Source organism: Actinoplanes campanulatus, assembly GCF_014647795.1.
GTDB lineage: Bacteria > Actinomycetota > Actinomycetes > Mycobacteriales > Micromonosporaceae > Actinoplanes > Actinoplanes campanulatus.
Map to the genome: position 1 here is coordinate 265912 of NZ_BMPW01000005.1, position 21896 is coordinate 287807.

General features: G+C 71.5%; 24 protein-coding genes. 4 read left to right on the top strand and 20 right to left on the bottom strand.

The genetic code is table 11. From position 1 onward, the window contains the following. Positions 1 to 87 precede the first annotated feature (87 nt). The 3 genes from IEZ13_RS12040 to IEZ13_RS12050 all read right to left on the bottom strand — a co-directional run bounded on the left by IEZ13_RS12040 (position 88) and on the right by IEZ13_RS12050 (position 2983). Positions 88 to 1299, bottom strand: a complete 1212-nt coding sequence (locus tag IEZ13_RS12040) for an RNA polymerase sigma factor (RefSeq protein ID WP_183221271.1) — start codon at positions 1297 to 1299, stop codon at positions 88 to 90. After that, entirely contained in the window at positions 1296 to 1667 is a 372-nt protein-coding gene (locus IEZ13_RS12045) for a YciI family protein (protein WP_183221273.1), read from the bottom strand. The genes IEZ13_RS12040 and IEZ13_RS12045 overlap by 4 nt, the downstream gene beginning before the upstream one ends. Before the next feature lie 80 nt (positions 1668 to 1747). Then, positions 1748 to 2983, bottom strand: a complete 1236-nt coding sequence (locus IEZ13_RS12050; protein WP_183221275.1) for an alpha-amylase family glycosyl hydrolase — start codon at positions 2981 to 2983, stop codon at positions 1748 to 1750. A gap of 126 nt (positions 2984 to 3109) precedes the next feature. On the opposite strand from IEZ13_RS12050, the gene IEZ13_RS12055 reads away from it, so the two are divergent. Then, positions 3110 to 4270 (top strand): serine hydrolase domain-containing protein, encoded by a 1161-nt coding sequence (locus IEZ13_RS12055; RefSeq protein WP_183221278.1) that lies wholly within the window; start codon positions 3110 to 3112, stop codon positions 4268 to 4270. 209 nt (positions 4271 to 4479) lie between these two features. Here IEZ13_RS12055 and IEZ13_RS12060 read toward each other — a convergent pair whose 3' ends face one another. Next, positions 4480 to 4902, bottom strand: a complete 423-nt coding sequence (locus tag IEZ13_RS12060) for a hypothetical protein (protein ID WP_183221280.1) — start codon at positions 4900 to 4902, stop codon at positions 4480 to 4482. A gap of 121 nt (positions 4903 to 5023) precedes the next feature. Then, the gene (locus IEZ13_RS12065) at positions 5024 to 6193 is read right to left on the bottom strand and encodes a helix-turn-helix domain-containing protein (protein ID WP_183221282.1); all 1170 of its coding nucleotides are present in this window, start codon (positions 6191 to 6193) and stop codon (positions 5024 to 5026) included. A 387-nt stretch (positions 6194 to 6580) separates the two neighbouring features. Here IEZ13_RS12065 and IEZ13_RS12070 point away from each other — a divergent pair, with 387 nt between their 5' ends. After that, a complete protein-coding gene (locus IEZ13_RS12070) occupies positions 6581 to 7549 on the top strand; it encodes a DUF1152 domain-containing protein (protein ID WP_183221283.1) in 969 nt (322 codons plus the stop codon). A gap of 12 nt (positions 7550 to 7561) precedes the next feature. Further along, the gene (locus tag IEZ13_RS12075; protein ID WP_183221284.1) at positions 7562 to 8134 is read left to right on the top strand and encodes a transglutaminase-like domain-containing protein; all 573 of its coding nucleotides are present in this window, start codon (positions 7562 to 7564) and stop codon (positions 8132 to 8134) included. Here the strand turns inward: IEZ13_RS12075 and IEZ13_RS12080 are convergent, their stop codons facing one another. Then, positions 8135 to 8710, bottom strand: coding sequence for an AAA family ATPase (locus tag IEZ13_RS12080; protein ID WP_203833780.1), 576 nt, complete (start codon positions 8708 to 8710; stop codon positions 8135 to 8137). Positions 8711 to 8808: 98 nt separating this feature from the next. Here IEZ13_RS12080 and IEZ13_RS12085 point away from each other — a divergent pair, with 98 nt between their 5' ends. Then, positions 8809 to 9468, top strand: a complete 660-nt coding sequence (locus IEZ13_RS12085; RefSeq protein WP_183221286.1) for a Bax inhibitor-1/YccA family protein — start codon at positions 8809 to 8811, stop codon at positions 9466 to 9468. A gap of 239 nt (positions 9469 to 9707) precedes the next feature. On the opposite strand, the gene IEZ13_RS12090 is transcribed toward IEZ13_RS12085, so the two are convergent. The 14 genes from IEZ13_RS12090 to IEZ13_RS12155 all read right to left on the bottom strand — a co-directional run bounded on the left by IEZ13_RS12090 (position 9708) and on the right by IEZ13_RS12155 (position 21775). Then, positions 9708 to 10514, bottom strand: coding sequence for a hypothetical protein (locus tag IEZ13_RS12090; RefSeq protein WP_183221288.1), 807 nt, complete (start codon positions 10512 to 10514; stop codon positions 9708 to 9710). After that, positions 10511 to 11602, bottom strand: a complete 1092-nt coding sequence (locus tag IEZ13_RS12095) for a glycosyltransferase family 4 protein (protein WP_183221290.1) — start codon at positions 11600 to 11602, stop codon at positions 10511 to 10513. Before IEZ13_RS12095 ends, IEZ13_RS12090 begins: the two co-directional genes overlap by 4 nt. Further along, entirely contained in the window at positions 11603 to 11941 is a 339-nt protein-coding gene (locus tag IEZ13_RS12100; protein ID WP_183221292.1) for a hypothetical protein, read from the bottom strand. 5 nt (positions 11942 to 11946) lie between these two features. After that, positions 11947 to 12651, bottom strand: coding sequence for a hypothetical protein (locus IEZ13_RS12105; RefSeq protein WP_183221294.1), 705 nt, complete (start codon positions 12649 to 12651; stop codon positions 11947 to 11949). 13 nt (positions 12652 to 12664) lie between these two features. Further along, a complete protein-coding gene (locus IEZ13_RS12110; RefSeq protein ID WP_229794637.1) occupies positions 12665 to 13801 on the bottom strand; it encodes a glycosyltransferase family 4 protein in 1137 nt (378 codons plus the stop codon). Next, positions 13794 to 14663 carry an NAD-dependent epimerase/dehydratase family protein gene (locus IEZ13_RS12115; protein WP_183221295.1) on the bottom strand — a complete coding sequence of 290 codons (870 nt, stop codon included), beginning with the start codon at positions 14661 to 14663 and terminating at the stop codon, positions 13794 to 13796. The genes IEZ13_RS12110 and IEZ13_RS12115 overlap by 8 nt, the downstream gene beginning before the upstream one ends. Before the next feature lie 213 nt (positions 14664 to 14876). Then, positions 14877 to 15626: a DUF4166 domain-containing protein gene (locus IEZ13_RS12120; protein WP_183221297.1), complete on the bottom strand. Its 750-nt coding sequence runs from the start codon at positions 15624 to 15626 to the stop codon at positions 14877 to 14879. Beyond that, positions 15623 to 16534 (bottom strand): hypothetical protein, encoded by a 912-nt coding sequence (locus IEZ13_RS12125; protein ID WP_229794638.1) that lies wholly within the window; start codon positions 16532 to 16534, stop codon positions 15623 to 15625. The genes IEZ13_RS12120 and IEZ13_RS12125 overlap by 4 nt, the downstream gene beginning before the upstream one ends. A gap of 50 nt (positions 16535 to 16584) precedes the next feature. Further along, positions 16585 to 17199: a DUF2306 domain-containing protein gene (locus IEZ13_RS12130; protein ID WP_183221299.1), complete on the bottom strand. Its 615-nt coding sequence runs from the start codon at positions 17197 to 17199 to the stop codon at positions 16585 to 16587. An 88-nt stretch (positions 17200 to 17287) separates the two neighbouring features. Further along, entirely contained in the window at positions 17288 to 17521 is a 234-nt protein-coding gene (locus tag IEZ13_RS12135; RefSeq protein WP_229794639.1) for a hypothetical protein, read from the bottom strand. A gap of 41 nt (positions 17522 to 17562) precedes the next feature. Further along, a complete protein-coding gene (locus tag IEZ13_RS12140; RefSeq protein ID WP_203833775.1) occupies positions 17563 to 18330 on the bottom strand; it encodes an SDR family oxidoreductase in 768 nt (255 codons plus the stop codon). A gap of 47 nt (positions 18331 to 18377) precedes the next feature. Then, positions 18378 to 18995, bottom strand: a complete 618-nt coding sequence (locus tag IEZ13_RS12145; protein WP_183221305.1) for a hypothetical protein — start codon at positions 18993 to 18995, stop codon at positions 18378 to 18380. 78 nt (positions 18996 to 19073) lie between these two features. Next, complete coding sequence (locus tag IEZ13_RS12150) at positions 19074 to 19460, bottom strand: hypothetical protein (RefSeq protein ID WP_183221307.1); 387 nt, start codon at positions 19458 to 19460, stop codon at positions 19074 to 19076. Between the two features lie 11 nt (positions 19461 to 19471). Beyond that, positions 19472 to 21775, bottom strand: coding sequence for a tetratricopeptide repeat protein (locus IEZ13_RS12155; RefSeq protein WP_183221309.1), 2304 nt, complete (start codon positions 21773 to 21775; stop codon positions 19472 to 19474). Between the last annotated feature and the right edge of the window lie 121 nt (positions 21776 to 21896).

Genomic DNA, 21896 nt, shown 5'->3' on the forward strand with positions numbered 1-21896 from the left:
GGAGCCCGGATCACTGAACAATCTGCCCACTGTTTCGAGGAGCCTCATGACCCGCTTCACCGGCATCGACGACCGGGTCCCGGCCCTCTACGCCGGCCCCGCCTGACGGAGGCGGCGGGCCCGGGACTCCAGGTGACGCTGTTCGGCGAGGCTGGCGGTGGCCTTCGCGGCCCGGCGATAGCAGTCGTGGGCGGCGGTCCGGTCGCCGGAGCGTTCCAGCAGGTGGGCCCGGACCGACAGGAGGCGATGGTGGCCGGCCATGCGGTCGTCGGCGTCCAGGGTGGCCAGCAGGGTCAGGCCGGCGGCGGGGCCGTCGATCTCGGCCAGGGCAATGGCGCGATTCAGGGTGACCATCGGGTTCGGGGCGATCCGCTCCAGGATCAGGTAGAGGGCGTGGATCTGGCGCCAGTCGGTTTCCGCCGCGGTGGGCGCGTCGGCGTGGGTGGCCGCGATCGCCGCCTGCAACTGGTACGGGCCGAGCGCCGGCCCGGCCAGCGACGCCTTCGCCAGGGTCATGCCCTCGCCGATCTGGGGCCGGTGCCAGCAGGTGCGGTCCTGTTCGTCGAGGGGGACCAGGTCGCCCGACGAGGTGGTACGGGTGTCCCGGCGCGCGTCGGTGAGCAGCATCAACGCCAGCAGGCCGGTCACCTCGCTGTCGTCGGGCAGCCGGGCGTGCACCAGCCGGGTCAGGCGGATCGCCTCCCGGGCCAGGTCGGCGCGATGCAGGCGGTCACCGGACGACGCCGTGTAGCCCTCGTTGAAGATCAGGTAGAGGACGTGCAGGACGACCCCGAGGCGATCGGGGCCGTCCGGCGGCGGGAACGAGCTTCCGGCCTGCCGGATCCGCTGCTTGGCCCGGCTGATCCGGGCCGCCATGGTCACCTCCGGCACCAGGAACGCGCGGGCGATCTCGGCCGTCGTCAGGCCACCCACCGCCCGCAGAGTCAGTGCGGTCTGCGACGCCGGGGTCAGCGCCGGATGGCAGCACAGGAACAGCAGCAACAGCGTGTCGTCGGTGTCCGGCACTTCCGGTGGCGTCTCGGCGGAGACGGCCACCTCCCGGACACGGCGGGCCTGTTCGCTGCGCACCTGGTCGACGAGCCGCCGGGACGCGACAGTGGTCAGCCAGGCCCGCGGGCTCGCCGGCACGCCCTCTGCCGGCCACTGCACGGTCGCGGCGAGGACGGCCTCCTGCACGGCGTCCTCGCAGTCCTCGAAACGGCCGTGCCGGCGGACCAGCGCGCCGAGGACCTGTGGCGCGAACTCGCGCAACAGGTCCTCGATGGCCGGTTCGGTCACGCGTCGAGGTTGCCGTCGGCGAACATCACCTGGCGCACCTCGACACCGAGGCCCTCGATGGCGGCGTCCGGGATCTTCGCGGCCAGGGCGAGGGCGCGCTCCCGGTCCTCGCAGTCGACCAGGTAGAAGCCGCCGAGGAACTCCTTCGCCTCCACGTACGGGCCGTCGGTGACGACGGGCGCCTCACCCCGTACCGAAACGACCGCGGACCGGGAGGGGTCGGCGAGGGCGAGCGTGGTGATCAGCTCGCCGGACGCCTTGATCTCCTCGATGAACTTTCCGTGGCCATCGCCGATGGCCGCCTTCTCCTCGTCGGTCAGGGCGTCCAGCACGGCCGGGTTGATGTGCAGGCTGATCAGGAAACGCATCGTCGTTCTCCTCTTCGGGTTCGGTTTCGCCCGGTAGTCGGAGCCGCCAACGTCGTCTTGACGTCCTCCCCCGAGAAATCTCAGCCCAGAATCTGCCAGGCGTGCGCGGGGACGGTCCCCGGCGTGGCGCCGTCACCCTCCAGCACCCGCAGTCCGGCCACGTCGATGTCGAACGTCGTCTCGGTGTCACCCACGTTGAGCAGGGTGATCAGGCGGTTTCCGGGTGCGGTGGAGACCAGGGCGGCGGCCGTGTTGGTCAAAGACAGGGACTTGGTACGGGCATGCGTGAGCCACGGATGGCGACGGCGCAGCCCGATGAGCCGCTGGTGCAGACGGTAGGTCGGCCACCCGTACGCCGAAAGGTCCTCGGGTTTGGCCGGAAAGAGTGGGCGGACGTCGTCGTCGCCACCGGCACGATCCTGCTTCACACCGCGGTAGGCCTGCTCGTCGCCGTAGTAGATGCTCGGCGCGCCGCCCGTGGTGAACAGCACGGCCAGGGCATGACCGAGATGGCGTACGTCGTCGAGCCGGCTGGCGATGCGGGTGACGTCGTGGTTGCCGACGAACGTGAGCGGCAGCCCCGCCTCCAGTATCTCGCCGTGCCGTTCCAGGGCCCAGACCAGCTCGAACAGGTTGCGGTCGTTGAGGCTGCTCCAGATCGCCTTCCACAGCTCGTACTGGGTGATCGAGTCGAGGCCGCTCTCGCGCAGATAGGCCGGGTAGTCGCCGTGGATCAGCTCGCCGGTGAACCAGGCCTCCGGATGACGGGAACGCACCCGGTCGACGGCGGCCCGCCAGAATCGTGGCGGCACCGCGTAGGCGGCGTCCAGCCGCCAGCCGGAGACACCACGGTCGAGCCAATGGTTCATGACCCGGACCACGTGGTCGAGGACCTCGGGTTCGTCGTGGTCGAGGGCGACCAGCGCGTCGTGGCCCTCGAACACCTCGACGTCGTCCGGTCCCGGGCCGGTGTGCCGGAACCAGTGACGGGGTGCCGAAAAGCCGCGGCCGACATGGTTGAAGACACCGTCGAGCATCACCCGCACACCGCGCGACCCGGCGGCGGCGATCAGCTCGTCGAAGTCGGCGTCGTCACCGAGGCGCGGGTCGATGCGGAAATGGTCGACGGTGTCGTAGCCGTGCGTCCCGGAGGCGAAGACCGGCCCGAGTTGCAGACCGTTGACGCCCATCTCGACGGCGTAGTCCAGCCAGTCGATGAGGTGACCGAACCGGTGGCCGGGACCCCGGTGCAGTCCGCCGGTGAAGCCGAGCGGATAGACGTGCCACCAGATGGCGTGATCGGCCCAGTTGCTCATCCAGGTAAGGGTAACCGGGTGGGGTCAGCACCACCTTTGTCCGGGAGCTAGCCGGATGGGAATGATTCATGAACCTTCATACGGTCGGTGGGCAGCATTTCCCGCATCCGTATGGAGGGCTTGAACATGCGCGTACACCTGCGTCGATTCGGCGCGGCCGCCGCTCTGACCGCGATCGCCGTCGGGGTCGCCGCGGCACCGGTCTCGGCCGCCACCCGGCCCGGCCCGTTGCCGGCCGCCGTCGACGATCTGCACGAGCTGGGCATCACCGGGGTGCAGGGATTCACCCGGGTCGACGGGGTGGTCAGCCGGGCGCGCGCCGGGTTCGGCGACCTCGAGCGCGGCACACCGGTGCCGATGGACGGCTGGTTCCGGATCGGCAGCAACACCAAGACGTACGTCTCCGTGGTCGTGTTGCAGCTGGTCGGCGAGGGCCGGCTGTCGCTGGACGACACGGTCGACCGGTGGCTGCCGGGTGTGGTCGCCGGCAACGGCAACGACGGCCGCCGGATCACCGTCCGGCAGCTGTTGCAGCACACCAGCGGCCTCTACAACTACACCCGCGACATGTCGGGCCTCTTCACCGAGGAGGGCTTCCGGGAGCACCGGTTCGACCATTGGGAGGACGCCGATCTGGTCGCTCTCGCCATGAAGCACGAGCCGGGTTTCGCGCCGGGCACGAGCTGGGACTACTCCAACACCAACTACATCCTCGCCGGGATGGTGATCGAGAAGGTCACCGGGCGGCCGTGGGAGTCCGAGGTCCGGTCGCGGATCCTGCGCCCGCTCGGCCTGTCCGAGACGTCGGCGCCGGGCGACCGGTCGACGCTGCCGAGGCCGCACGCCAAGGCCTACCAACAGTGGCAGCCGGGCGGGGCGCTGTCCGAGGTCACGCAGTGGAACCCGAGCGCGGCGAGCGCCGCCGGCGCCATCGTGAGCACGCCGTCGGACGTGGCGAAATTCTGGCAGGCGCTCCAGGACGGTCGGCTGCTCAAGCCACGACAGATGGCCCAGATGCACGAGACCGTACTCGCCACCACCTACCAGGACTTCATTCCCGGAGGACGGTACGGGCTGGGCATCATGTACATCCCGAACCGGTGCGGCGGGTTCTGGGGTCACGGCGGCGATGTCCCCGGCGTCAGCACCGTCAACGGCGTCACCGCCGACGGTGACCGGGTCGCGGTGCTCGCCCTGAACTCGCAACTGGCCGGCGAGGAGGCCGCCCTCGGCGTTCACCGGCGCACCATGCGCCTTCTCGACGACGTCATCTGCGGATCCGACTGATCCGGTTTTCGTCGCGGGCGGCTCGCACGGCGTACCAATTATGATCATGGAGACGGTCACATGGTGCAGCGTTGCGGGCAGCTGCTGCAAGGCTGAGATCGTGATCGACGTGCGCAGCCCTGACACGTAGTTCGGGCGAAGGCGGCGGTCGTGGCCCGGGTCTCGCTCACCACGACGCGCCGCCCTCCCCGCCCCCGGCAAGGGCAGGCTCACGGAGGAATACCGGGCAGGTACCACTGACCCGGTGTGATCTCCAGGCGGTCAACCTCTTCGGCCGGCAGCATGCCCGTCAGCAGCTCACGCATGATCGACGGCTCGCGCTCCGGCTCGACTGTTACATCTGGAACAGTCGACTGGTCAGTGCCGGGCACCTCCCACCACCTCATGACCGCGGTCGCCGAAGTGCCGGATCCGGTCGGCAGCTGCTCGATGATCCGGCCGACCGCCCGCTCGTACTCGGCACGCTCGGCATCCCGCCACGCGTGCGCGGCAGCGACCCGGCGTCTCCACAGCAGGTGTCGCACGATCTTGACGGCCATCTCGTCGATCCCCTCTTGCAGTGTCGGGGGCGGCGTGCGCGAAAGTTCATCCAACGGGCCCGCGCGCTCGCCGCCGTCCGACCGTGGCGCCACCGCAGGGGACAACCCACCGGCAGGTCACGGCCTTGTGCCGAGAGTGGCGGAATGCTGGTCCGGTAAGAGGGTTTCGTGTGTCAGCAGGTCAGGAGGCGACGTCCGCAGCCCTGCGGACAGGTCAGTCGACGGCGCCCGGCCGGGCTGCCTCGGCCCGCTCGCTCAGCTCACGACCGTCAGGCGCCCCCGACTCCACCACGCCGGCCACCAACTCATCGACACGCCACCAGTTCGACGGCACGATTCGCCCCGACTCGATCGCCGCCCGCGCCTCCGCGGCAGCCTCGTCCGGGCGGCCTTGCGGGCCGGACAGCAGAGCCAGGCCGAGATCGAGTCGGGCCGACGCGATCCGCCGCGGCCGCGCACCCTCCGCTTCCAGCTCAGCGAGTACCTCCCGAGCCACCCGCTCGGCGGCCGGGTCGCCAGCCCACGAGAGGGTCGTGGCCGTGTAGGCGTGCATCTTTCCCGGGTCGTACTGGTAGTGGTGCTCCGGATGCTCCGGCGTGGGCCGGTGCTCGGCCATCCACTCGACCCGGCCCAGCGCGTCGCGCATCGCGCCGTGGTCGCCGAGCCGCGCCCACGCCCGGCCCTCCTGGGCGGTCGCCTGCACGATTGCCGACCCGCCGGCCGGGGCGATCGCCTGTGCGTGCCGGGACAGCTTCACCGCACGTCGGTAGTCGCCGCGGGTCAAATGGTCCCAGGACTGTGTCTCCAGGCACCAGGCAGCGATCTCGGGATACTCCGCCTGGGCTGCGAGAGCAGCCGCCGTACTCAGGTGCGCGGCGGCCGCGGCCCGTTGCTGTAGGTCGATGTGCAGTGTGGCGCGTAGCAGCGACAGCCAACCGCCGGCGACCAGGAGGCGCCGGTGTTGTTGCAGGGTCATCCGGCCGGCGACCAGTTGGTCGATGTAGCGCAGGTGGCGGCGCACCTTCGGGAGCAGCTCGGCGGGTGGGGTGGTGGCGTACGACATCGCCATCCGGTCGGCGCTCCCGTCGAGCCGGTCCAGGATGGTATCGGAGACGTCGGAGGCGGCGGCCCGCTGCGCCAGCTCCAGCGCCTCGAACTCGCCCTCGACGTCATCGGGCGCCGGAGTGCGTAGCCTCGCGACGAGCCGGCCGCGGGCGTCGAGTGCCCGGTCAAGGGCGGCGGCGATCTCCCGAGTGGGACGCCGCTGGCCCTTCTCCAGGTCGCTGATCTGGCTGGAACTCACGGTCGAGAGCGCGGCGAGCTGCCGGTAGGACAGCCCGCGCTGGTCGCGGAGTCGGCGAAGCTCCCCAGCAAACTCGGTCACGGCGTCACATCCCTGCTTGCGGTCAGGGGGTGGCGGCCGGGCCGCAAGACACCGGCCACCGATATCGACGGTACGCCATGGGACAACGATCAGGCGGTCCGTAAGGGAGTAGGCCGATCCGGCCGATATGGCCGCCGATCATCCCTCCACACTTGCCCCTGTGGGCCGCGGCATGTGGCCAAGGTTCAGCTCAAACCCCCCGGGATTGCGGCATACAGAACTACTACTACAGGCGTGGCCCCGACTGGTGCGGCCGGGGAGACCGGCCGGCCATGCGGCTGCTGTCCCTGATGGCGGTCGACGCTGGACTGACCGAACGAGGACGGGTCGCCAGATTGCTGTTCGTGCGGGCAGTCGTACCGCGGGCCCATCGTTGACCATGGACGGGTGACGGACTTCGCCGCATCGCTGGCCACCCCTCCGCTGTTCGCCGCCCTCTCCTCGGCCCGCCGTGTGCTGATCGCCGGAGCGGGCGGTGGCTTCGACATCTACGCCGGGCTGCCGCTCGCTCTCGCCCTGTGGAACAACGGCACGGAGGTGCACCTGGCGAACCTGTCGTTCTCCGAGTTGGAGCTGATCGACCGGGACGCCTGGATCTCCGACCAGGTGGTGGCGGTGACCCCGTCGACGACCACCCCGGACTGGTACTTCCCGGAAGGGACGCTGGCCCGCTGGCTGGCGAAGAACGAGCTGCCGTCGACCGTTCACGCCTTCCCGCCGCTCGGGGTGCAGACGCTGCGGGAGGCGTACCGGTTTCTCGTCGACCGCCTGGATATCGACGCCATCGTCCTGGTCGACGGCGGCACCGACATCCTGTGCCGTGGCGACGAGAACGGCGTCGGCACCCCGGTCGAGGACATCACCAGCCTCGGCGCGGTGACCGCCATCGACGTGCCGGTCAAGCTGGTCACCTGCCTCGGCTTCGGCATCGACGCCTACCACGGCGTCAACCATGTGCAGGTGCTGGAGAACCTGGCCGCCCTCGACCGGGAGGGCGGCTACCTGGGCGCCCTGTCGATTCCGGGCGCGAGCCGGGAGGCGGTGCTCTACCGGGAGGCGGTCGCCGACGCGCAGGCCGCCACCCCGGAGCGGCCGAGCATCGTCAACGGCCAGATCGCGGCGGCCGTCGGCGGGGCGTTCGGCGACGTGCAGTTCACCCGGCGCACCAGCGGCAGCACCCTGTTCGTCAACCCGCTGATGGCCATCTACTTCACCGTCGACCTGGACAGACTCGCCGCCCGCTGCCTCTATCTGGACCGCCTGGAGAACACCGTAGGCAGACGGCAGGTGATCACCCGGATCGAGACGTTCCGCAACGAGGTGACGACCCGGATCCCCCGCACCTACCCGCACTGAAAGACTCTCGAGATGGATCTTCGAGCTGGCGACCCCGCGCGATATCTCGGCGCCGACGACATCGTCGAGACAGACCATTCGGGGGTACGCGCATTGGCCGCCGAGCTACGCGCGGCCCACCCCTCGGACGCGGCGTTCGCGCGGGCCGCCTTCGAGTGGGTGCGGGACCGGGTCCAGCACTCGATCGACGCGCAGGATCCCCAGGTCACGCTCACCGCGGGTGAGGTGCTCGACGCCCGGGTCGGGCTGTGTTACGCCAAGTCGCACCTGCTGGCGGCGGTCACCCGGGCGGGCGGCATCCCCACCGGACTCTGCTACCAGCGACTGGCCGGAGAGAACGGGCCGGTGCTGCACGGGCTCGTCGCCGTCCACCTCGACGGCCGCTGGCATCGGCAGGATCCGCGCGGCAACCGGCCCGGCGTCGACGCACAGTTCCGGCTCGGCGAGGAGCGACTCGCCTTCCCTGCCGGTGAGGGGGATCTGCCCGAGGTGCATGTGTCGCCGTCACCCGCCGTGGTCGCCGCGCTGCGTGGCGCCGACGACGTACTGGAACTCTGCCGGAATGGGCTGCCGGCCGCACCCTGATCAGATCGTGGCGAGCCGGAAGTGGGTGATGGCCGTTTCGGCCACCTCGGCGGGCTCGAGGTGGGTGTTGTCCAGGCGCAGGTAGTCGGGGCGGTCGTCGAAGCGGCCGCCGGAGTTGAGGTCGTACCGTTCGTCCAGGGCGAGAAGATTGCGCCGGGACGCTTCCCGGTCACGTTTGGACGGCTTCTCGGCCAGCCGGGACGCGCCCTCGTTACGCCGTAGCCGCTCCTGCTGGGTGGCCTCCAGTTCGAGGTGCAGCACCCGGCCGCCGCGGCTGCGGAACGGCTCGGCGTACCGGGTGATCGCCTGCTCGTCGGACGGCTCGTCGAACGCCCACACGTAGGTGAAGATCAGGCCGGGCAGGTCGCTGGCCGCCACCTCCTCGACGATCTCCCGACGGAAGCCCTCCACCAGCCGGTGGAAGGGCGGGCTGCCGAACGGGAAGAAGCGCAGCACCGGCTCGATCGCCAGATGGTTGTGGAACAGCCGCAATCCGGTCCGGGCCGCGATCCGCTCCCCCACGGTCATCTTGCCGACGGCTGGCGGTCCGACGATGAACAGCAGGGTTCCGGTCACGGACGCAAGGTACCGATCTCATCCCTGGCGAAGGAAGTCAGGATGATCGCGCGGGGTCAGAGTGGGGGCCAGACGACTACGACCGCGGAGGACTTCCGATGGACGAGGCCTACCCGTACCGTCCGGCCGCGATGGCCACCCGGGATCGCGCCCACACCCTGTTCGCGCAGACCATGGGGTACGTGGCCGGCACCACCGCGCTGTTCGCGCTCGGCGCCTACCTCGGTCGCAACCTGCCGAGCTTCGCCGCGTTCATGGCCTATCTGGCGTCGTTCGCGGCCCTGATCGCCATGCAGTTCACGGTACGCAAGTCGAAGGAGACGACGGTCGCGCTGCTCGGGGGGTTCGGGCTGCTGATGGGGGTCGCGCTCGCGCCGACGCTGGTCTACTACGCGAACACCGACCCGCAGGCGCTGTGGCAGGCGGGCGCGGCGACGGCGCTGTTCGTCGCCGGTTTCGGAGCCGCCGGGTACGCCACCCGCCGTGACCTGTCGGCGCTGGCCCGGCTGTGTTTCTGGGCGCTGGTCGGCCTGCTGATCTTCGGCATCGTGCTGATCTTCGTGAACATCCCGGGTGGCGCGCTGATCTACTCGATCCTCGGCCTGGTGATCTTCGCGGGTTTCATCATGTTCGACTTCCAGCGGCTGCGGCGCTCGCGGGACATCGACTCGGCCCCGCTGCTGGCGGCGTCGATCTTCCTGGACATCCTGAACGTGTTCCTCTTCTTCCTGCGGATCTTCCGCGGCGGCAACCGCTGACCACCCGGCCATCCGCCCCCGCCCGCCCTGTCCGGCCCGGCGGCCGCTCACGTCGCGCCGTTCGTGTGCCCGTCCTGCCGCCATGACGTCGGCGGGCGACCACGCAAACCGTTACGTGTGCGCTGGCCGGCGCAACGAGCCGGAGGGGCGGACAGAGGACCAATTGACCAGCAGGGACAGAACTGTCTCAAGCGCGGGGAAACAGCCCTCACCACCAGCCGAAGCCACTCGGCCGGCCCTCAGCGCTGTCTCAAGCGCGGTGATGCCGCCCTGGCGGCCGGCCGGGCGCGGGCGGCCCGGGTGAACTGGTCGTCGAAGCGGCGCGGGAACGGCAGCATCAGGTGCCGGTCGCGCCATGGCCGCATCTGGCGGACCGCGTTGAATCCGGCCGCGGTGACGACCCGCTCGGCGCGGGCGAAGAGCGGCCACGCCGGGTACGGGTCGAGGTGGCCGACGCCGGACGGCAACCCGGCCGGGCGGTGCGGCGCCACCAGCACGAACCGGGGGCGGGCGCCTTCGAGGTCGGCGCAGTCACGGGCGTACCCGATGAGTTCTTGAATCTCGGCCGGAGGCCCGGAGTGAACGATGAGCCAGGCGCCGTCCGCGACGCCGGACGGATCGGGGTCCCCGGAGGCAGGCGGGTCGGCCAGGGACAGCGGGCCGGTCACCGACAGCGGTGAGTCGCCGAGGTCCTCGACCGCCCAGATCCGGTCGTAGCGGATCGGGTCCGGGGGCATCAACGGGCGGTAGACGTCCCAGCGCAGCAGCCGCGCCAGGTGCACGGTCTCCGTCCCCGGCGGAACCGACGCGGCCGACAGCGAGCCGTCGATACCGGCCGGGAACGCGTCCACCACCAGCAGCGACGGGCGCAGCCTGGGCAGCGCCGACGTGGGCAGCAGCCGGTGCGGGCCGAGCACCCGCGGGTCGGCGGTGAACGGCGACGTGCTCAGGATCGTCGCCGGCTCGTCGCCGTGGCAGGTGTGCAGGTAGGCGCGGATCCGGGTGAGATGGCCGAGCCCGCCACCCTGCGCGTAGCAGACGATCACGACACGGCGGCCAGGACCTTCAGGTAGCCCTCGGTCTCGGCGGCCACCCCGAACCGGTCGTGGACCCGCCGCTCGGCGGCCGCGCCCAGGGCGGCGAGCTGGTCGGCGGTGGCGTGCGCGGCCCGGTGCACGGCGGCCCGGCAGGCGTGCGGGTCACCGGCCGGGAACGGGAACCCGATCGTCTCGTCGACCAGATCGGCGAGCCCACCGGCGTCGGAGGCGAGCAGCGGGATGCCGAGGGCGGCCGCCTCGAGGGCGACGTTGGGCAGCCCGTCGTAGAACGACGGCAGCGCCACCAGGTCACAGGCGGCGTAGACGGACAGCAGCTGGTAGCGGTCCTGGAACGGCAGCGCGGTGTGGGCGATCTCCGGGTGGTCCGCCAGGAACTCGCCGATGCCGGGTTCGAGTTCCCCGGCCAGGATGACGTGCAGATCGTGCCGGCCGGCGGCGATGGCGTCGAGCAGCAGCCGTACGCCCTTCTTGTTCTTCAGCTGGCCGATGACGCCGACGGTACGTTTTCCCGGCGCCACGTGCGCGTCCCGCCACGCCTGTGCGTCACGCCGTTCGGACGGCAGGATCCGCCACTCGGTGGTGTCGATGCCGTTGGCCACCCAGGTGACCGGGGTGTGCGGGGCCAGCGCGGACACCAGCGGCGCGGTGTTCGCGGCGACGACGCAGACGTGGGCCGACGAGCGCAGCGCCTCCAGGACGACCGGCTGGCGGCGCAGCGAGAACATGCCGGTGTCGAAGTCGTTGCCGCGCAGCAGGGTGATCAGCGGCAGCCCGGACCAGGCCGCGTAGACGGGCGCGGACAGCAGCGGGTACGTGCCGCCGAACGCCACGATGTGGGTGTAGTCGCCGATCACCGGGGCGAGGCTGGTCCAGAGCAGGCGCAGCGCGTGTTCCGGGTCGTCGGTGAGCGGCACGGTCCGTACGCCGGTGACCCGCTGGGCGGTGCTGCGGCGGCTCAGGTGGACGACGTCGACGTCGACACCGGCGCCGCGCAGGCCGCGGACGATCCGGTCGCAGGAGTTGGCCATGCCGCCGGGGCTGGGCGGAAAGTTCTCGGTGATCCAGAGCAGCCGCATTCAGCTGTCCACCAGGGCGTCGTCGCCGTCGTCGAGGTAGTCCTGGTCGGCGGCGGCGCCCGGCTCGAAGGCGGCCCGGTCGTAGTCGTCGAAGCTGCTGTAGTAGACGGTGTCCCCGTAGTACTGGGCCTGCCGCTGCCGGTAGACGCGACGGCGGGCGGCGGCGGCCGCGGACGGGTGGCCGAACCGGTTGCGGGCGGCCGCGCACTCCGGGCACAGCCCGCCGTCGGCGAGGTGGTCGGCGCAGACGGCCCGGCCGCAGGCGGGACAGCCGGCGACCGCCATCTGCCCGCACTTGCCGAGGGTGAAAAAGCCGGTCGTAACCGCGCAGGGCGTCATCTGGTTCACCTTGTCCAGCGGAAGGTTTCGGTGGCGACCGTCAGGATCCGGTCAAGCTGCTCGTCGCCGGACTGCGGCAGCCGCAGCAGTTTGGCGGCGGCGAGCACGCTGCGGCGCTCCCCGTCGCGCAGGGTAACGCCGATCCAGGCCGGTGGCGCGGTCTGCGGGCGGACCCCGGCCACGCCGCGCGGGAGCCGGCGGCGGACCTTGATCAGCTGGGTGATCTGCGTCTTCCGCTTGACTTTGGTCTTGCCGCTGCTGCCGCGCTTGGTGACGCGGCGCAGGCGCTGCCGGTCGACGATCAGGACGTCCAGGCCGCTGCCGTCGCGCAGGCCGGCGTGCAGGCGCAGCCACGGATCGATCGACCACGTCTCGGTGGCCGAGCGGGCCGGCGGCCGCACCGGGATGCTCCGGGCCGGATGTGACTTGGCGGGGACGTGGATGCCGCGCAGGTCGGCTGTGACGGCGAGGACGCCCTTCGGTCCGAGGTCCTCGCAGATCTCGGTGAGCAGTGGCAGGATCACGTCCATCGTCCGGGGCGGCAGCGCCCATTTGGAACGGCGGATCAGTCCGGTGTGCCGGTGCAGGCTGGCGGCCAGAGCGGCCCATTCGGCGGCCGGGTGGGTCGCGGCGAACCCTCGTTCGAGGATGAGCGCCTGGTGCAGCGGGTGGAATCCCGCGATGGCCGCCTTCTGCTTGCGCCAGAACATGACCCGGACCGTATCAGTGGGCTTCGACCCGGTCGTACACACCGGCCAGCCTGGCGCGGGCGTGTTTCCAGGTGAACCCGTCCTCGACGTGGCGGCGGGCGCGCTCGCCCAGATCCCGGCAGGCGTCCGGGTACTCCAGCAGCACGCGGATGGCGCGGGCCAGTTCGGCCGGCCGGTCCGGTGGCACGAGGCGGCCGTGGTCGCCGAGCACCTCGCGGATCACTGGCAGATCCGAGGCGACCACCGCGGTTCCGGCCGCCATCGACTCCCACACCTTGATCGGGCTGCATCCCTGGTCGAGGTTGCGGGGGCCGGCGGTCAGCGGGGCCACCGACAGTTCGGCGTGCGCCAGCCAGGCGGCCACGTCGGCGTGCGGAAGCTGATGCTCCCACCGGATCCGGACACCGAGGCGCTCGGCGAGGCGGCGCAGCGGGCGGGCCCGCGCCGGGGACACCGACGAGCAGACGACCAGGGTCAGATCGGTGAGGTCGGCGAGGCGGGCGAAGGCCCTCAGCAGCACGTCGACGCCCTGCCACGGTTGCAGCGCGCCCACGTAGATCACGTAACGGCCCGGCGCGGTGGGTGGCCGCGGCACGTCGGCCGGCACCGGGTCGGCGCCGTTCGGCACGAGATGCACGCGGTCCGGTTCGGCGCCGCGGTCGGCCACCGCCTTCAAGATCACCCGCGATGGCACGACCACCGCGTCCGCTTCCTGGAGACAGTGCTCCTCCAGCTCACGGATCTTGGCAAGGGTGCTGGGTGCGGCCAGCGGCCAGTGGTACGGCAGCTCGATGGACGGCAGGCCGTTCGCCTCGTAGACCAGCCGGGCGCCGGTGGACAGGGCGGGCAGCGCGCCCCACGGGTCGCGGACGTGGCAGATCTCCAGGGTGTCGCGGTGCGGGGCGAGCCGGTCGGCGGCCCACCGGGAGAACGCCCCGGCCCGGTCCAGCAGGTTCGGCACCACGTCGGTGAACCGGACGATCTCCACGGCGCCTTCACGTTGGTAGGCGGGCAGCTCGCCACCGCCGAGAACGCAGAGCAGGCCGCCGCCGTACCGGTCGAACAGTTCGGCCGCCATGTGCCGGATGTGCACGGCCGAGCCCTTGGCCGACGGGAACCGGTCGAACGCCAGATACGCGGCCCTATGCACGGCGTCTCCCCCGATGCCAGTCGATCTGTGCGGCCAGGCCCTCGTCCAGGCCGGTCCGCGCGGTCCAGCCGAGCAGTTCGGCGGCTCGGGTTGTGCCCGCCCATGTTCTGGCCACGTCGCCGGGAGCGACGTCCTTCGGAACGGTCGGCGCCGGGGTGCCGATCAGGTCGGCGATGCGGTCGAGGGCCTCGCGCAGGCTGGTCGTCGTGGGGTGGCCGATGTTCAGGACGGTCCCCGGCGGCAGCGGCGTCCCGGTGGCGCGGACGGTCGCGTCGACCACATCGCCGACGTAGGTGAACGAGCGGCTCTGGGCGCCGTCGCCGTACAGCGGGACGGGTGAGCCGTCGAGGGCCGCCTCGATGAACCGGTGGAACGCCATGTCCGGGCGCTGGCGGGGCCCGTACACCGAGAAGTAGCGCAGGATGACGACCGGCAGGCCGTCCGCCGCGGCCTTCTGCGCGAGCCGTTCCGCTTCGGCTTTCGAGGCGGCGTACGGGCTACGCGGGTCGATCGGGTCGTCCTCGGCGCACGGGCGGTCCGCGCTGCCGTACACCGACGAACTCGACGCCAGCACGAATCGCGGCCGGGTGGCCGCACAGGCGGCGAGCAGGCGTTCGGTGGCGGTGACGTTGTCCCGCCAGGTGGCGGCCGCGCCGTCACCCCACGACGCCCGCACGCCGGGCCGGCCCGCCAGGTGCAGGACCACGTCGGCATCGGCCAGCGCGGTGAGGTCGCCGGTGGCGAGATCGCACCGGTCCGGGCCGTTCACGTCAACCGGCACCACGTCGTGGCCCTGCCCGGTGAGCGCGTACACGAGATGCCCGCCGATGAAACCGGACGCCCCCGTCACCACAACCCGCACACGCGGCACTCTATCCGGTGGGTCACCCACCGGAAGCAGCCGGCAGACCCAGACCGACCAGTACGGCACGAAGGCGGTCCTGCCCGCCCGGAGCAGCCCGGGAGACCGAGACCGACCGGGTACGGCACGAAGGCGGTCCTGCCCGCCCGGAGCAGCCCCCCGGGAGACCGAGACCGACCGGGTACGGCACGACGGCCGTCCGTCCCACCGGGGCTAGGCCGCCGCCCGGGGTCCGCGGACGGTTGATCCTGATCGGGCGTCCACCGCGCAGAGGCCGGCTGGCCGGACCAAGCCGCTGCTCGGGTTCTCCCGCAACGGGCGGACAGCGGCCGGAACCGGCGAACCGGCCGGGACATAGGCTGCCGTGAAACTGCCGTGATAGCCGAACAGCGGCCCGAAGCGCCGGTTTGTGACGGTCACCCGGATCCGGAACCGTTCGGCCCGCTCGTCCCACCACTCGTGCACCTCGGCCTCGCCGGTCACCGCCGACGGGCAGCGCATCCCACCCCGCAACGTCTGCGGCCCGCTGCGGATCCGCAGGCCGCCCCGGGCGTCGACGGACACATCCAGGTCGACGGCCAGATGCTGGGTGGTACCGAGGTAGTCGATCACCGTGTCGCGGCCGCCGTCGTACACCATGGTCGCGTCGAACCGGCGGCGCCGGTGCGGCCGCACCTGGAAGGTCCGCACGAACGTCAGCGTGGGCCGGCCGAAAGTGTCCGGGTAGGCGTAGTTCTCGATGGTGAACGGGATGCCGGTGCCGGTCTCCGGGAACAGGATGTGCCGCAGCGTGCCGACATGCAGGAACGGCACCGTGAAAGCGCCACCGCGCCACACCCGGTCCATCACGCCGGTGCCGACACAGCCCTGGTCGCGGTCGCCGTCGACACCGAAGCGCCGTTGCAGTCGCGGGTGCAGCCGCCCGAAATCCGCACGCAGGGCATGCTCGAAAACCGAGGTCATCGCGGGGCATCCTTTCCGGCCGGGCCACTCGTCACGAGCGGTTCGCGTTGCCCTCGCGGGCCGTTCGATCCAATCCAGCCGCGACTTACGAGCGCGCCACCCGATTCGAGCCCGCGGCGCCTTTCGTGCGGGGCACGCGATTCGCGCCCGCACCGGCTTTCGGGCAGGCCACGCGATTCGAGCCCGCGACGCCTTCCGGGCAGGCCACGCGATTCGAGCCAGCGGCGCCTTTCGGGCCGGGCAGGCGTTTCGGGTGGGTCGCTCTTGCTGGGTCGGCGCCGGCATCGTCGGGCCGCGGGCGTGTGCCGATGCGGGGGTACGCCGAGCGCCAGCCCCAGCGCGAGCAGGACGACGAGCGGGCGGCCGTCGAACGCGACGGCGGCGGTCACCAGAGCCGCGCGTGCCGACAGTTCGGCGAGGGCCCGGCGGCGGGCGCTTTCCGGGGACACGCCGTGTTCCAGCCACAGGCGCAGCCGATCGAACGACCAGGCGGTGGCCCACCCGAACACCGGCCCGAACACCAGGTCGACCAGGCGGCCGGTGCGCCCCCAGCGGGTGCGGTAGGCGTACCCCGTCAAGAAGCGCACCCCACCGGGAACCGGAACATAGCGCCAATATCCTGACCCGTCCCGGATCGGCGAGCGAGGGTCGGCGGAGCCGAACCGCAGCGCCGACGTGGCGGAACCGTCAGCCTGCCGCCGCTCCCCGCTGTGCACGCCGTGCCCGGCGATCTCGACACCGGGCAGCACCGCGGTGGCGTAGGTGAACGCCGCCGGAACACTGCCCGGCACCGGGTCGATGCGGCCGAACCGGACGTCCCACCGGGCGTGCCGCCGGTGGTCCTGAGTCGCGGCCCAGACCTCCTCCAGCGGCGCTCTGATGATCGTTTCGACGTAGATCCTGGCCACGGCACCCCCTTTGAGCGAGTGCTCAAACCCTAGCAGTTTTGAGCAGATGCTCAAGACCGTGTTCGCCGGATCACCCACTCCGCCACCGCGATGTTGATCAGCCACCCGGCGGCCAGCGTCCCGGTCTTGCCCCACATCGTCAGCGGCCCCGCCGTGACCAGCCAGAATCCCTGGGTGAACGCCTGAGTGCCGGCGCCCATCCCGATCGCGTAGCCGCGGATCATCCAGGCCCGGTGCCGGGCGAAATCCCGCCGCAGCACGGCCGCCAGCCCGAGACTCAGCGACACCGCCATGTAGCCGACGACCACGACCCGGACGGCGGCGGTGGCGTCACCGTCGATCGGCGAACGCGGCAGGAACAGACTCAGCCACAACCCGCTGAGCGCCGCGACCAGACCGGCCGGGACGACGACCCGCCCGGCCACCCGGTGCCAGCCACGCCGTCGCCGCAGCCGCGGTGCGAACTGGAACGCGCCGAGCACGCTGAACACCAGGACGCTGACGATGTGCACGATGACCGGCAGGGGCGCCGAGGTGATCCGCTCGCTGTCCGCCAGCACCTGGGCGCCACCCGCGAACTCGGCCAGCCGCAGACTTCCGGCGATCCCCGGAATCGCGGCGAGAAGCAGTAACGCGCCAGGAACGAGCCAGTTCGATGTTCGCATGCGCCCATCGTCGCGACGGACACGCGCCGGTTCATCGGAGCGAGGTCCGGAACCGGCCCGTGCTGAAGTGCCGTCCGGATCCCGTACTTCAGACCGATCCGTCCAGGCCCAGCGCGGCATGGCGGAACATCAGGAGGTCCATGGCCTGCGGTATCCCGAACGACGGCAAGGCCTCGCGCATGGCGAAAAGACCGGGCATGTTGCCGCGACGGACCGCCGTGTCGATCGTCTCCTGGATCCCCGGCGGCAGCGACTCCCACGTCCGCGCGGCCTCGCACCTGCCGCACAGTTTGCCGACGCGCTCGGCGTCGGCGACCGCCATGGGGGCCGCGCAGCCCGGGCAATGGAAGTGAAACATCGACATCAGGCGAAGCCGCCGTTGCTGAGCAGCAACTGGCCGTTGATCCACTGGCCCTCGGGCGAGCAGAGGAAGGCGACCAGGTTGGCGGTGTCCCGCGGGGTGCCGAGGCGGCCGAGCGGCGTCTGCCGCAGCAGCAGATCGCGGCCCTCGTCGGACATCCAGCCGGTGTCGATCGGACCGGGGTTGATCACGTTGCAGCTGATCCCGAGGTGCGCCAGTTCGTGGGCGGCGGCCTGGGTGATCCGGTCGAGGGCGCCCTTGCTCGCCCCGTACGGCAGGTTCCCGACCGTGTGATCGCTGGTCAGCGCGATGACACGGCCGTCGCCGTGGCGGCCACGGTACCGCCGACCGTGCTCCCGGATCAGGAGCCAGCTGGCCCGCGTGTTGACGGCGAAATGCCGGTCGAAGCTCTCCACCGTGGTGTCGAGCAGACCGGAGTCGACCGACTCGGCGTGGCACATCACCAGGGCGGTGACCGGCCCGAGGCGGCGCTCGGCCTCGTCGTAGACCGCCGCGGGCGCCGCCGGGTCGGCGAGATCGGCCTCGATGGCGGTGACGGCCGCGCCGTACCCGATGAGGGTTTTGGTGATCGCCTCGGTGGCGCCTTTCTCCACGCCCCACGTCATCCGGTCGTCGTAGGGCGTCCAGTAGGTGAAAGCGATGTTCCACCCGGTGGCGGCCAGGCGGGCGGCGATGCCGGCGCCGATCCCGACGGTGCGGCCGACCCCGGTGACGAGTGCGGTCGGCCGGGTCTGCTCAGGATTCGTCACGGGCGGATCCTCCACAACCGGCCGGAACCGCGCAAACGGTTTCCCGGTCAGTCCACGTAGGGCAGGCACAGACCTTCGGGGTACCGCCAGAGGTTCATGCTCGCTTTCGCGTCGGCCGCCGTGTAAAGGGCCGCGTTCTTCTTCTCGCCGTCGGCGCCGGCCTTGTCCAGCAGCGCGATCACCGCCTTGCGCGCCGCGATCTGGTCGGCAAGGGCGGCCCGCACATCCTTGTCGGTGGTCAGGCCCCGGGCCTTGGTCACGGCCTGCACGTTGGCCTGATAGCCGCTACGCAATGCGGCCACCGCGGCGGTGACCTCGGCCGGGGCGGCGTCGTCGCCGACCGCCAACGGGCCGTTGGCCGCAGCGACCTCATAGAGGCGATCCTCGGCCTTCCCGGTCGCGTCACACGCCGCATTCGGGTCGCTCTTCGGGTCCGCCGTGGTCGGCTTCGGCGACGGGCTGCGCTTCGAAGCCGACGGGGACGCCGACGCCTTCCTGGACTTCGATGTCACGGGCTTGGACGAGGACGCGGGCTCCGAGGTGGCGGGGGCCGCGACGGCGATCTCCGAGGTGCCCGGCGACACCAGAACCGGCTCCGCGGTCTCACCGCAGGCGGCGGTCAGCAGGCACGCGCCGAGCGCCAGGACGGCGAGGGTGCTTCTCATGCGGATTCCTCAAGATCAATCAACCGGGCGGCGCGACTATACCGGTAGGTCACATCGGCGACCACGAACCGCACCACGTCAGGGCACCAGGATGATGACGGTGGCCAGAATGCCCAGGACGACCGCCACGACGGCATGCAGGACGGGTGCGCGCAGTGACGGCGGGGTGGCGAACAGCAGCGGGATGAACGCCGGGATGAAGAAGATCCCGCCGCAGATCCCGCCCGACACCAGCAGCACCGACACCGTGTAGCAGGCCCGGTTGAAGCCACGCGACCCGCGGAACAGCATCGGCACAGCGGTGAGCGGCACGTACAGGAGGGCGGCGGCGAGGAACTCGGGGTCGAACCGGAGCGCCAGGCCGGCGGCCAGGGCGAGGACGTACCCGGGGGCAAGCGCCGCCATCAGCCGGCGCGGGCCGCCCACCGCGAGATACGTGTGCTGAGCCTCCCTGATCATGATCATGATCGGGGATCCTAGAGCGGGCGGTCCAGGGCGGCGCGGACGGTGTCCAGGCGTTCGGCCAGGTCGGGGGCCCGTTTCCGGAGCGAATCGGTCAGCGCGGTACGGGTCTCCAGCAGTTGACCCCACAGCACGTTGCGGCCCATCTCCAGCAGCTGGGCCGCCTCGCCGGGCGGCCCTGCGTGCACGGCGCACGCCGCCGCGTCGGCGCCGAGCCCGGACCAGTCGGCCAGCAGGAGCTCCTGGCTGGCCCGGTTGATGCCGCGCCCGGCCTGGAGCGGGATGAGCTCCACCGCGGCGGCGTACCCGGCCCGGGCGGACGGCCATTGTTCCCGGCCCGCCGCCGCGGCGCCCCAGGCGCGGGCCGCCGCGATGCGGTTGCGTGGCGGCCCGGAAGCGGTCTCGACGGCGTCCCGCCACACGTCGACGGCGCTGTCCACCTTCTCCTGCGCCTGGAGCACACGGCCGAGGAGGTAGAGGTAGCCGGCCCGATTGGGGTTGCCGGGCGGGCAGGCATCGATGGCGAGCCTGGCGAAACCGGCCGCCTCCTCCAGGTCCGCCTCGCCGTCGGTCGCGCGCCACCGTTCGTGGAGGGTCAGGCTCAGCTCGCCGAGCGCGTACAGGCGGGTGGGCAGGTCGGCGCCGGCCAGGGCGACGGCGGTCCGGGCGGCTTCGACGGCGTCGTCCAGGTCGGCCGGCTGTTCGGTGTCCTGGTACCGGATTCGCAGGATGCGGGCGAGGCCGAAGAAGTAGGCCTGCCGATCGGGGTCGGCCGGGTTGACCGTTTCGGCGGCGGCGCGGCCGTTTCGGACAGCCTCGTCGATGTCGTCCCGGTCGGCGACGGCGTCGAACCGGTCCAGCAGTGCCAGCGCGAGGTTCGAGAGGCAGAGCGGCCGGTGCGGATGCCCGTCCGGCAGCGGGGCCAGCGCGGCACGGCCGATCTCGACCGCCTCGTTCAGGTCGGTGAGCTCACCTCGCTGGATGGCGCGGGACCGCAGCGCGCTGAGCAGGTTCACGGCGCAGAGCACCCGCTCCGGCTCGTCGTCCGGCAGGTTCTCGAGGGCGGATCGGCCGGTGGCCACCGCCTCGTCGAGATCGGCGATCCGGCCGGTGTGTTCGAACCGGTGCCGTAGGGACTGGCTCAGCACCGTCAGCTGGGCCCCGTACTCCCGGTCTCCGGGCCGGAGCGCGGTGCCTGCCGCCCGCGCAAGCCGGACCGATTCCTCCAGATCGGCGGGATCTCCCGCGGTCAGGAAACGCATGCGCAGGGTGATCGCGAGGCCGCGGAGCCCGGCCGGGCGATCCGGCGCCATCTCGACGGAGACGCGGTGCGCGGCGATCGCGTCGGCCAGGTCCGTGTCCACGCCGCCGACGGTGTAGCGGTAGGTCAGCGAGGTCCCGAGACGCGACAGGAAAGCGGCGCGATCCAGGTGATCCCCCGGTCCGGGCACCGGCTCGGCCCGAAACGCCGCGAGCGCCTCGTCGAAGTCGGCGCGCTCCCGGGTGATCTCGGCGCGCCGGACGGCGATCGCCTCGTCCAGATCGGAACGCCGCCCGGCTTCGTCGTATCTGCTGTAGAGGGCCTCGGCCAGGGTGCCGGCATGGCGGAACCGGCCGGGGTCGCCGGATGCCGCCGTCTGCCACCGGGCCCGACTGACGTCGATGATCTTGTCCAGGTCCTCGGCGCGATGGTGCAGGTCGTAACGCCTGGTGATGGCGTGTTCGAGGGTTTCCCGGAACGTGTCGGCACCGGACCCGGCGAAGCTGCCGGTACGCAACGCCGCCACCGCGGCCTGCACCGCCAGGTCGAGGTCGCCGGGCGCCCCGGCCCGGTCGAACCGCATGACATATCCGCTGGCGAGGTTCTTCAGGTGCACGCCACGATGCGGATCATCGGGCGCGACGGCGGCGAGGCCCTGCTCCAGCATCTCGATCGCGGTGTCGAGGTGGGCCGGGTCGGCGTCAGGAGCGAGGTCGTCGAGGACGCGGGCGCCGGCGTACGGCCAGCGCGCCCGGTCCGGATTTCGGAACTCGGGCGGGATCAGTTCGGGGAACGTGTCGCGGATCTCGGTGAAAAGGGCGCGCGCGATGTCGAGATCCCGCGGTTCGGGCATCGCCTGCCAGCGCGTCCAGTGCAACCAGGCCAGCGTCTCCACGACCTCCACCGGCACCGACTCGGCGTGACTGATGCAGAACTCGTGCAGTTCGGCGAGGTCGGCGCTCGCCCGTGGCTCGAACAGGCCCAGCCGGTCGCCGTCGTCGAGATAGGCACGGATCCGCCGGCGAAGGGTCTCGACGAGGCGCTGCGAATCCGTCATCCCGCCATCGTGGCGGCCGGCCATGACAACTGGTAGCCCGCTGCGCCGCGCCGCGTACCCCCGAAATGGTCTGAGAAAGAACCGCGCCCGCGCCGTCGCCGCACTGGCCCGCCCGCGCCAT

Excerpts from the sequence above, each read along its gene's own strand:
- IEZ13_RS12045 (WP_183221273.1), bottom strand. The coding sequence starts at position 1,667 with ATGCGTTTCCTGATCAGCCTGCACATCAACCCGGCCGTGCTGGACGCC.
- IEZ13_RS12050 (WP_183221275.1), bottom strand. The coding sequence starts at position 2,983 with ATGAGCAACTGGGCCGATCACGCCATCTGGTGGCACGTCTATCCGCTC.
- IEZ13_RS12055 (WP_183221278.1), top strand. The coding sequence starts at position 3,110 with ATGCGCGTACACCTGCGTCGATTCGGCGCGGCCGCCGCTCTGACCGCG.
- IEZ13_RS12075 (WP_183221284.1), top strand. The coding sequence starts at position 7,562 with ATGGATCTTCGAGCTGGCGACCCCGCGCGATATCTCGGCGCCGACGAC.
- IEZ13_RS12085 (WP_183221286.1), top strand. The coding sequence starts at position 8,809 with ATGGACGAGGCCTACCCGTACCGTCCGGCCGCGATGGCCACCCGGGAT.
- IEZ13_RS12095 (WP_183221290.1), bottom strand. The coding sequence starts at position 11,602 with ATGCGGCTGCTCTGGATCACCGAGAACTTTCCGCCCAGCCCCGGCGGC.
- IEZ13_RS12100 (WP_183221292.1), bottom strand. The coding sequence starts at position 11,941 with ATGACGCCCTGCGCGGTTACGACCGGCTTTTTCACCCTCGGCAAGTGC.
- IEZ13_RS12105 (WP_183221294.1), bottom strand. The coding sequence starts at position 12,651 with ATGTTCTGGCGCAAGCAGAAGGCGGCCATCGCGGGATTCCACCCGCTG.
- IEZ13_RS12120 (WP_183221297.1), bottom strand. The coding sequence starts at position 15,626 with ATGACCTCGGTTTTCGAGCATGCCCTGCGTGCGGATTTCGGGCGGCTG.
- IEZ13_RS12130 (WP_183221299.1), bottom strand. The coding sequence starts at position 17,199 with ATGCGAACATCGAACTGGCTCGTTCCTGGCGCGTTACTGCTTCTCGCC.
- IEZ13_RS12135 (WP_229794639.1), bottom strand. The coding sequence starts at position 17,521 with ATGGCGGTCGCCGACGCCGAGCGCGTCGGCAAACTGTGCGGCAGGTGC.
- IEZ13_RS12145 (WP_183221305.1), bottom strand. The coding sequence starts at position 18,995 with ATGAGAAGCACCCTCGCCGTCCTGGCGCTCGGCGCGTGCCTGCTGACC.
- IEZ13_RS12150 (WP_183221307.1), bottom strand. The coding sequence starts at position 19,460 with ATGATCATGATCAGGGAGGCTCAGCACACGTATCTCGCGGTGGGCGGC.
- IEZ13_RS12155 (WP_183221309.1), bottom strand. The coding sequence starts at position 21,775 with ATGACGGATTCGCAGCGCCTCGTCGAGACCCTTCGCCGGCGGATCCGT.